The sequence below is a fragment of the Photorhabdus sp. P32 genome (assembly GCF_038085095.1).
Classification (GTDB): Bacteria; Pseudomonadota; Gammaproteobacteria; order Enterobacterales; family Enterobacteriaceae; genus Photorhabdus; species Photorhabdus luminescens.
The window spans coordinates 146,416-156,479 of record NZ_JAZGJN010000293.1; the positions used below are offsets into that span (position 1 = coordinate 146,416).

The 10,064-nt window shown below is 36.8% G+C and carries 5 protein-coding genes and 2 pseudogenes; 2 read left to right on the forward strand and 5 right to left on the reverse strand.

The genetic code is table 11. The features are described 5' to 3' along the window. Position 1 precedes the first annotated feature (1 nt). Positions 2-1,597, reverse strand: a complete 1,596-nt coding sequence (locus tag V2H77_RS22845; protein WP_341500601.1) for a serine hydrolase domain-containing protein — start codon at positions 1,595-1,597, stop codon at positions 2-4. A gap of 370 nt (positions 1,598-1,967) precedes the next feature. Next, positions 1,968-3,560 carry a serine hydrolase domain-containing protein gene (locus V2H77_RS22850; RefSeq protein WP_341500602.1) on the reverse strand — a complete coding sequence of 531 codons (1,593 nt, stop codon included), beginning with the start codon at positions 3,558-3,560 and terminating at the stop codon, positions 1,968-1,970. 134 nt (positions 3,561-3,694) lie between these two features. Here V2H77_RS22850 and V2H77_RS22855 point away from each other — a divergent pair. Together V2H77_RS22855 and V2H77_RS22860 are read left to right on the forward strand one after the other, a co-directional pair. Beyond that, a pseudogene (locus V2H77_RS22855) lies at positions 3,695-4,238 on the forward strand (transposase); the annotation flags it as partial. A 118-nt stretch (positions 4,239-4,356) separates the two neighbouring features. Beyond that, positions 4,357-4,532 (forward strand): annotated as a pseudogene (locus tag V2H77_RS22860) (IS982 family transposase); the annotation flags it as partial. A 136-nt stretch (positions 4,533-4,668) separates the two neighbouring features. On the opposite strand, the gene V2H77_RS22865 reads toward V2H77_RS22860, so the two are convergent. The 3 genes from V2H77_RS22865 to V2H77_RS22875 all read right to left on the reverse strand — a co-directional run bounded on the left by V2H77_RS22865 (position 4,669) and on the right by V2H77_RS22875 (position 9,877). Next, positions 4,669-6,261 (reverse strand): serine hydrolase domain-containing protein, encoded by a 1,593-nt coding sequence (locus tag V2H77_RS22865; protein WP_341500603.1) that lies wholly within the window; start codon positions 6,259-6,261, stop codon positions 4,669-4,671. Between the two features lie 366 nt (positions 6,262-6,627). Continuing rightward, on the reverse strand, positions 6,628-8,220 hold the full coding sequence (locus V2H77_RS22870; protein ID WP_341500604.1) for a serine hydrolase domain-containing protein: 1,593 nt from the start codon (positions 8,218-8,220) through the stop codon (positions 6,628-6,630). A gap of 556 nt (positions 8,221-8,776) precedes the next feature. Then, positions 8,777-9,877 (reverse strand): amidinotransferase, encoded by a 1,101-nt coding sequence (locus V2H77_RS22875; RefSeq protein ID WP_341500605.1) that lies wholly within the window; start codon positions 9,875-9,877, stop codon positions 8,777-8,779. Positions 9,878-10,064: the final 187 nt, after the last annotated feature.

The window sequence follows — 10,064 nt, forward strand, 5'->3', positions numbered from 1 at the left end:
TTTATTTAAGATTATAAAATTCTATCTTCCAACAACGTGAATTACTGATATAGAGATGAGGTTTGTCGGTATCAGGATCTAATTCAAAATCAATAATCAATCCAGTACTGGGAGAAAAATAACTCTTCCCGTAAATCCGCCGTAAGACTTCCTTTTTACCAGGATAGATAATCCCATCAATACCAATCCCATCGCCAACGGGCATAACAGAAATGACTGCCTCTGTTTCATGGCTATAATAATGCCCTGACAATCGTTGAATATCGACACCACCGTCATCAATCCTCTTTTTAAGATAAAAAACATTACCATTCTCATTAATCTGTTCCAGAGAGATAACATTGTCATTTTCAATGATGGGCCTGAATCGGATTTTTCCGCCTTCCTCTTGGAATGTACCGTCAGAGTTAAAAGTAATCGGATTGCCTTTTTCAAATAAATTACCCAATAAATAACAATCCTCTTTGGTGATAATATAAGGATAAGGCTCTGCTCCTCGGAAAATACCGGTAATATCGATATCACTGGTTAGGCAATGCGGTTTTTCCTGTTCAATATGAGTGTTAAACAAGATATCAATATATTTATCCACCCATTTAGTCACCTCGACACCTGTTGCCGCGGTAATCGCGATACCTAATTTAACATCCGGTAAAATATAAACGTGAGACCTGAAACCAGCATAAGCACCACTGTGTTGTATTATCTTTTGCCCTTCGCGTTGGCTGATAATCAAACCGTAAGCATAATTATTGCGATTACCATTGGTTAAATCGGGTGTACGGGATAATTGAGGCAGCAGATCCTGAACAACTGATGGTGAATAAAATGCTCTAATCCAACGACACAAATCGTTCACGGTGGAGTAGACCCCACCACCCCCCACAGCAGTATTGTTGATATCATCTCTTACCCACTGGTGCGGTTTTTCGTTATAAGCATAACCCATCGCCCGATCAGAAATAATCTCAGTTACATCATCATAGAAAAAGGTATCTTTCATCTTTAATGGGACAAAAATATTTTCTTCCGCATATTTCCTCAACGATTTACCCGAAATTACGCTAACGATTTCCGCCAATAAACTATAGCCTGTGTTGCAATAGAGATAATATTCTCCAGACGTGAAGTTAAGCGCCTGTTGCCGTTGAGTCAGTTTTCTCACCAAATCAATATGGCGGTGATCAAAATCTGAATTTTTGCCTGCCAGGCGATAAAGTAAAAATTCATCCCGTAACCCGCTGGTATGGTGAATAAGATGCTCAATGGTAATGTCAGAGAATTCTGCGGGGAAATAATCCAAATATTGTCCGACTTTATCCTTAACGCTGAGCTTTCCTTCTTTCTCTAATAAGGCTATGCAAAAAGCCGTGAATTGTTTTGAAACACTCGCCAAATAGAATTTAGTATTAGGCTTTACAGTTACAGCATGTTCAATGCTAGCTTGCCCAATATAACGCTGATAAATGGTTTTATTGCCGTGGGTTACAGCAACAGCAAGAGCGCCACCCTTTTTTTTATTTTCAATATTAACTAATTCATTTATTTTCTTGAGAAATAATTCAATATTATCTGTAGATAATGTCAGTTCCACCATTAATTTCCTAATATTTAAAGTTATACAAGTAGGGCACATATATGCAATTTAGTAATACCACATATGCGGGTAGTACTATAAGGCGTAAACAACAAACATCCAAGTGATAATGATTATCATTTAATATGTAAATGACAATATAAAGTAACTGCGGATGAAAATAAAAATTAGCTAAACTTTACAAACAATTATTTTCTTACAGAAATCATTTTGAATCTAATACTTACAAAAACAGGCAGAACATAAATATAACTGTTCTGCCCAGGATGAAGTTTGTCTAGTAGAAAATATCCCCAGGTTCTCACAATAGCATCAATCCTATCCTTGTTAACGAAATACTGTTCTAAATTTGCATTTACTAACCTGAAAATTAAACTTCGATGAATTCCAAATTCAAACAACGTGAATTACTGACATAGAGACGACATCTATTTTTATCAGGATAAAACTCAAAATCAATAATAAGCTTAGTTCTTGTAGACAAATAACTATTCCCATAAATATGACGTAAAGCCTCCTTTTTTATAGGATGGACAATCCCATCAATATAAATATTTTCACCAGACGACATAACATTAACTATTGCCTCTGTTTCGTCACTATAATAGCGCCCTGACAATAGCTGAATATCGACACTATCTTCATCATTCATTTTTTTAAAATAAAAAATATTGCCATTTTCATCAATCTGTTCCAATGCGATAACATTGTCATTTTCAATTATCGGTCTGAATCGGGTTCTACCTCCTTGCTCCTGGAATGTACCGTCAGAGTTAAAAGTAATCGGGTTACCTTTTTCGAATAAATTACCTAAAAAATAAACATCTTCTTTAGTAATAACATAAGGATAAGACTCTATCCCCCGGAAAATACCGGTGATATCAATATTATCGGTTCGGTAATACGGTTTTTCTGGCCCAATATCGGTGTTAAGCAATATATCAATATACCGATCTACCCATTTAGCAACATCAACACCTGTTGCAGCCGTTATCACGATACCTAACTTAGTATCAGGTAAAATACAAATATTAGCTCTGAAGCCAGCATAAGCACCGCTGTGTTGTATTATCGTTTGCCCCTCTCGTTGGCTGATAATCAAACCGTAAGCATAATTGTTATGATTGCCATTGGTTAAATCTGGTGTACGGGATAATTGAGGCAACAGATCCTGAACAATCGATGGCGAATAAAACGCTCTCATCCAGCGACACAAATCTCTCACGGTGGAGTGAACCCCTGCGCTACCCACCACGGAATTGTTGATATCGCTTCTTATCCACCGTTGCGAATCCTCATTATAAGTGTAACCCATCGCTCTGTTGGGGATAATCTCGGTTACATCATCGCAGATAAAAGTCTCTTTCATCTTTAATGGAGCGAAAATATTTTCTTCTGCATATTTTTTCAACGACCGGCCTGAAACCACACTGACGATTTCCCCCAGTAAATGATAGCCCGTGTTGCTATAAAGATAATATTCCCCTGTAGGGGCGTTAAGTGCTTGTTGTCGTTGGATCAGTTTTCTGACTAAATCAACATGGCAGTAATCAAAATCTGAATTCTTACCTGCCAGACCGTAAAGTAAAAATATATCCCGTAACCCGCTAGTATGATGAATAAGATGTTCAATAGTAATATCAGAGAAATGAGCGGGTAAATAATCCAAATATTGTCTGACCTTATCCTTGACGTTGAGCTTTCCTTCTTTCTCCAGTAAAACTATGCAAAAAGCCGTGAATTGCTTTGAAACACTCGCTAAATAGAATTTAGTATTAGGTTTTATAGCCACAGCATGTTCCATGCTAGCTTTCCCGATATGACGTTGATAAATGGTTTTATTACCGTGAGTAACCGCAACAGCGAGAGCGCCGCCCTTTTTTTTATTCTCAATATTAACTAATTCGTCTATTTTCTTGATAAATAATTTAATATTATCTGTAGATATTGTCAGTTTCATCATTAATCTCCTAACATTTATAAAAAACAGACAAAACATAAATAGAATCCGAATTCTGGATAAGATATTGAACTAAACGCCAGTTCCAAGATCAGAATTTTAGACTAATAAAAAACTGCTCTAGGAAAGAACAGGCTATGGACAAGTTAGTTGAAATTTTCTGTGATGTCGATGATTTCTGCTGCTTTTTCATTCCTCAGTGGGAACGATTTTGTATCGAAAAGGGGTATCGCCAGTGTGTGGGCCCGCTAAATAATGACCATTTTGATCTTTTTTCACATGTCACATTATCGCAACTTGAAGGCTTTTTACCTGAAGTGTATCTGGCGATATCATCACAACGATTTTCCAACTTTACTCAGTTATACGCGTTTTATCGGTGTTGCTGCTTCTATTTTAGTGCTTGCATAATCGGGGCGTCCATATATGGTTTTACAGATCCAAGTTACATTTGATTGTTAACCATCAGGGCAAAATTGTGGCGGCTACAGTGACCGCAGGCAACGTGGATGAAAGAACTCGTTCATTAACTCATAGAAGGACATCAAAGGATATTTGAGCCAGGAACTCAGGAGAAGCTAGCAGAAACCGGCATCATCTTTATCACTAAAAAGCGACATAATATGAAAGCAGATGCGCTGGCAGAGTGGGATAAGATAATGTTATTAAAAGGTATATACCCGTCATCTTTCAAGTTGCCTCTTTGTTGGCTGCGCTCACTCACCCCGGTCACATAGTTCGCTATGCTCCCGGGGATTCGCTCCCTTGCCGTCGCGATGCATCTTGAAATCCATAGGGTATAGAAGCGCTCCATGAGCAGTTAAAAACGATTTCTCAGATAGAACATTCACGCTACCGGAGTATAAAAGGATTTCTGTTGACAGTTTTGAGTGGATCATTGCTTACTGTTTTAAGTTGAAAAAACCGTCCCCAGATATTTTCTATTCGGAAGAAGATAGCATAGTGACGGCTTAAACAAAATTCAGGTTAAATATAATAGTTCTGTCTGGAACAAAGTGTATCTAATAGAAAATATCTTTAGTCCCTCAACAATATTAATTCTATCCTGCTAACGAAACTCTGTTCTAAACTTGTATTTACTAACCTGTAATTAAATTGCAACGAACTCCACATTCAAGCAACGTGAATTACCGATATAAAGACGATACTTATTAGTATCAAGATCAAATTCAAAATCAATAACAAATTCAGTACTAGGTGAGAAATAACTATTGCCATAAATATGTCGCAAAACCTCTTTTTTTACAGGATGGACAATCCCATCAATATAAATCTCATCACCAGAAGATATAATATTAATTATTGCTTCTGTTTCGTGACTATAATAGCGACCAGACAATAGCTTAATATCGGTACTATATTCATCATCCATCTTTTTCAAATAAAAAACATTACCATTTTCATCAATATGTTCTAGTGCGATAACACGGTCATTTTCAATAACAGGTCTAAACCGAATTTTACTTCCTTGCTCCTGAAATGAACCGTCAGAGTTAAAAATAATCGGGTCACCTTTTTTAAATAAATTACCTAAAAAATAAACATCTTCTTTGGTAATAATATAAGGATAAGGCTCTATCCCGCGGAAAATACCAGTGATATCAATATCACTGGTTGGGAAATGTGGTTTTTCTGGTTCAGTATGAGTGTTAAACAAGATATCCATATAATTATCCGTCCATTCACCAACATCAACATTGCTTGCAGCAGTCATCGCCATACCTAATTTAGCATCCGGTAAAATACAAATATTCGCTTGGAAGCCAGCAAAGGTACCATTGTGTTGTATTATCCTTTGCCCTTCACGTTGGTCGATAATCAAACCGTAAGCATAATTGTTACGATTGCCATTGTTTAAATCTGGTGTACGGGATAATTGAGGCAGTAGATCCTGAACAATAGATGGCGAATAAAACGCTCTAGCCCAACGACATAAATCATTCACGGTGGAATGAACCGCAGCACTACCCATCACAGAATTATTGATATCGCTTCTTGCCCACTGTTGCGAATTCTCATTATAAGTGTAACCCATCGCCCGATTAGAGATAATCTCGGTTACATCATCACAAATAATGGTATCTTTCATCTTTAATGGCGCGAAAATATTTTCTTCTGCATATTCTCTTAACGACTTACCTGAAGCCACGTTGACGATTTCCCCCAACAAATAATAGCCCGTATTACTATAAATATAATATTCCCCAACGGGGGCGTTCAATGTCTGTTGTCGTTGGACCAGTTTTTCCATCAAATCAGCATTGCAGTAGTCAAAACTCGAGTTTTTACCTGCCAGACTATAAAGTAAAAATACATCCCGTAATCCGCTGGTGTGATGAATAAGATGCTCAATGGTAATATCCGAGAAATGTTCGGGTAAATACTCCAAATATTGTCTGATTTTATCCTTAACGTTGAGCTTTCCTTCTTTCTCCAGCAAAGCTATGCAAAAAGCCGTGAATTGTTTTGAAGCACTCGCTAAATAGAATTTAGTATTAGGCTGTATAGCAACAGCATGTTCCATGCTAGCTTGCCCGATATGACGCTGATAAATTATCTTATCATCATGGATAATAGCAACTGCGAGAGCGCCGCCTTTTTTTTCATTTTCAATATTAACCAGCTCATCTATTTTATTGATATACAACTGAATATTATCTTTAGATATCATCGATTCCACCATGAATTTCCCTATTTAAGATTGAAAAACAGAACATATATATACGACTTGATAGCAATACATATATGGGCAGTACTGTAAGACGTAAAAAAGAAATATCCAAGTAATCATGACCATCATTTAATGTATGAATGACAATATAAAGTAACTGCGGATGAAAATTAAAATTAGCTAAATTTTATAAACATTATTTTCTTTCATAAATAATTTTAGGATCTAATGTTTACAAAAAAACAGACAGAACATAAATATAATTGTTCTGCCTGGAACAAAGTGTATCTAATAGAAAATATCTTTAGGCCCTCAATAGCATTAATTCCATCCTGCTAGATGAACGCTATTTCAAATTTGTATTTATTCACTAGTCAATTAAACTGTAACGAATTCTACATTCAAGCAACGTGCATTACCGATATAAAGACGAGGTTTATTGGTATCAGGATCAAGTTCAAAATCAATAACAAACTCAGCACTGGAAGAGAAATAACTATTGCCATAAATATGTCGCAAAGCCTCTTTCTTTACAGGATGGATAATTCCATCAATATAAAGATCATCACCAGAAGATATAATATTAATTATCGCCTCGGTTTCGTGACTATAATAGCGCCCTGATAATAGTTTAATATCGATACTATCTTCATAGTCCATCTTTTTCAAATAAAAAACATTACCATTTTCATCAATATGTTCCAGTGCGATAACACTGTCATTTTCAATGACGGGTCTGAACTTAATTTTACCTCCTTCCTCCTGGAATGAACCGTCAGAGTTAAAAACAATCGGGTTACCTTTTTTAAATAAATCACCTAAAAAATAAACATCTTCTTTGGTAATAATATAAGGATAAGGCTCTATCCCGCGGAAAATACCGGTGATATCAATATCATTAGTTAAGCAATGTGGTTTTTCTGGCTCAACATGGGTATTAAACAATATATCAATATACTTATCCGTCCATTCACCAACATTAACATCGCTTGCAGCAGTCATCGCCATACCTAATTTAGCATCTGGTAAAATATAAATATTAGCTCTGAAGCCAGCATAGGTACCACTATGTTGTATTACCCTTTGCCCTTCACGTTGCTCCACAATCAAACCATAAGCATAATTGTTACGATTGCCATTGGTTAAATCTGGTGTACGGGATAATTGAGGCAGTAGATCCTGAACAATAGATGGCGAATAAAACGCTCTAGCCCAACGACATAAATCATTCACGGTGGAATGAACGGCGGCACTACCCATCACAGAATTATTGATATCGCTTCTTACCCACTGTTGCGAATTCTGATTATAAGTGTAACCCATCGCCCGATTAGAGATAATCTCGGTTATATCATCACAGATAATAGTATCTTTCATCTCTAATGGAGCGAAAACATTTTCTTCTGCATATTCTTTCAACGACTTGCCTGAAACTACATTGATAATTTCTCCCAACAAATAATAGCCTGTGTTGCTATAAATATAATATTCCCCAGTGGGGGTGTTAAATGTCTGTTGTCGTTGGATAAGTTTTTCCACTAAATCAGCATTGCAGTGGTCAAAACTCGAGTTTTTACCTGCCAGACTATAAAGTAAAAATACATCCCGTAATCCACTGGTATGATGAATAAGATGCTCAATAGTAATATCACAGAAACGCGCGGGTAAATAATCCAAATATTGTCCGATTTTATCCTTGACGTTGAGCTTTCCTTCTTTCTCCAACAAGGCTATGCAGAAAGCCGTGAATTGTTTTGAAGCACTCGCTAAATAGAATTTAGTATTAGGCTGTATAGCAACAGCATGTTCCATGCTAGCTTGCCCGATATGACGCTGATAAATTATCTTATCATCATGGATAATAGCGACTGCGAGAGCGCCGCCTTTTTTTTCATTTTCAATATTAACCAGATCATCTATTTTATTGATAAACAACTGAATATTATTTTTAGATATCATCGATTCCATCATTAATTTCCTTATATTATGTTATAAAACAAGACATATATATGCAGTCTGATAGCAATATATATGTGGGCAGTACTGTAAGACGGAAATAACCAACATCCAAGTAATAACTATTATCATTTAATATATAAAGAGAAACAGAAAGTGACTGCGGCCATTCATCGGAATAGGTGAATTCATGCTAGCAGTGATTCTCTACCAGCAATCATTTCAGAACTCATATTTAAATACAGAATTAAATAACCTGTTACTATTCACAATTATAGAAATGATGGGGAGAAAGGGGGGAATACAAACAAGATGCATGCACACACTGTGATTAATGTTAACCTAAAAGTAACTGTGTGCATGCAGGTATTTATCTCTAGCATTTACATCCGTCGTATATAAATGTAGAGGCATATTTAGCATGGTCAAATATTGGGAGAACTTTCAATCCTATAATCACTTTTATACCCCAATACACAACTCGCATAAAAGTGGCTATCATATGCAAGATATTTAATGCAAACATGACTGCATCCCAAAGGGAATATCTCCAGATAGCCATCATTATTTCCTAGTCAAGATAAGACTGTAAAGTTCCGCGCCGTCTTACATCCACGGTTGCACAATGGAAGGAACCGCCGAACGTATTAAAATTCCTGAAATTACATGGAATCGGCGTAAAGCCCCAACGTTTCATTGCAGCGATCATTGGCTCATCCTGCCTTTCAACAATCACCCGCTGCTCATCCAACATCAGAATATTCATGTTAATCCATTTACTGGTCGTATACAGAGGATGGTCATCAGGAATAACCGGATGAGGCGCATGTAATACATCCCATTTCCTAAACAGTTCAGGAACTTTTAACACCTTTTCTGGGTTAATCAACAGTTTTCCTGGCGCCATAGGAACAAAGGTGGCATCAATGTGCATAGGGCTATCATCGTTAAACTCAAAAACATGAATACGATATTCATCACCTATATGACGACGAAGCCATTCAATACCAAATTCATTTGTGACATGGCTCTTTTGAGCAATGATGTCTCGCCCACATCGGATAAAATCCGCAGCATCAAAAGTCGGTTCAAACTCAGTTATAGCAAGGGGAACACGCTCCTTGCCATTAGGCTGATGCCATTCGAAATTATATTGTTCCTCGATCAACTGTGGCTTTGGCCCGGCGCTCCATTTCGCACCTTTCTTAAAGTAATCTTTAAGTAAAGTCTTATATGCCGCCGTCTCAAAATAACGAGAACGCCATGCTAGCGGGCATTCAATAATATCATTTCCAATAACTAACAGCACATCGCGAGGCATTGCACAATAAAACCCTGTACTACTCCAGCCTGGTGCGCCAAATACCTGAGATTGGTCTTGCGGATCTGGGCGACGTACTGTCACACCTTCACCTCTAAGAATATGGACAAACTCTTCTAATTCTCTAGATGCTGCATCAATTTGCTCTTGCGGAAATGACCGACCTGCATACCGATGAAAATTTTCAATCTGATTCGATGGTAGTATCGGTTCTATCGCCATATGCCAGCCGGGAAATCTGGCGCCATCAACTACACCGACAATAACCTCCTCAAGTGGGTCCCATTCATTAAAAGAACAAACGGGGGAAGAAACCTTACAATTACTATCTGTTACATTTGAATCAAGCATGTCGTCTCCTGATATTATAAATATTATGTCGCTTTAAAACCATAACAATTGTATTAATCGCGACCCTATTCCCATCAATATAAACCTCTTAGAAAAAATTCGATTTAAATATGTCATCATACATAATATTATGGATTTACATCTCTTTCTGTTAAAAAAATCAAATTAACTATAATTTTTTTAGATC

Excerpts from the sequence above, each read along its gene's own strand:
- V2H77_RS22845 (WP_341500601.1), bottom strand. The coding sequence starts at position 1,597 with ATGGTGGAACTGACATTATCTACAGATAATATTGAATTATTTCTCAAG.
- V2H77_RS22850 (WP_341500602.1), bottom strand. The coding sequence starts at position 3,560 with ATGATGAAACTGACAATATCTACAGATAATATTAAATTATTTATCAAG.
- V2H77_RS22865 (WP_341500603.1), bottom strand. The coding sequence starts at position 6,261 with ATGGTGGAATCGATGATATCTAAAGATAATATTCAGTTGTATATCAAT.
- V2H77_RS22870 (WP_341500604.1), bottom strand. The coding sequence starts at position 8,220 with ATGATGGAATCGATGATATCTAAAAATAATATTCAGTTGTTTATCAAT.
- V2H77_RS22875 (WP_341500605.1), bottom strand. The coding sequence starts at position 9,877 with ATGCTTGATTCAAATGTAACAGATAGTAATTGTAAGGTTTCTTCCCCC.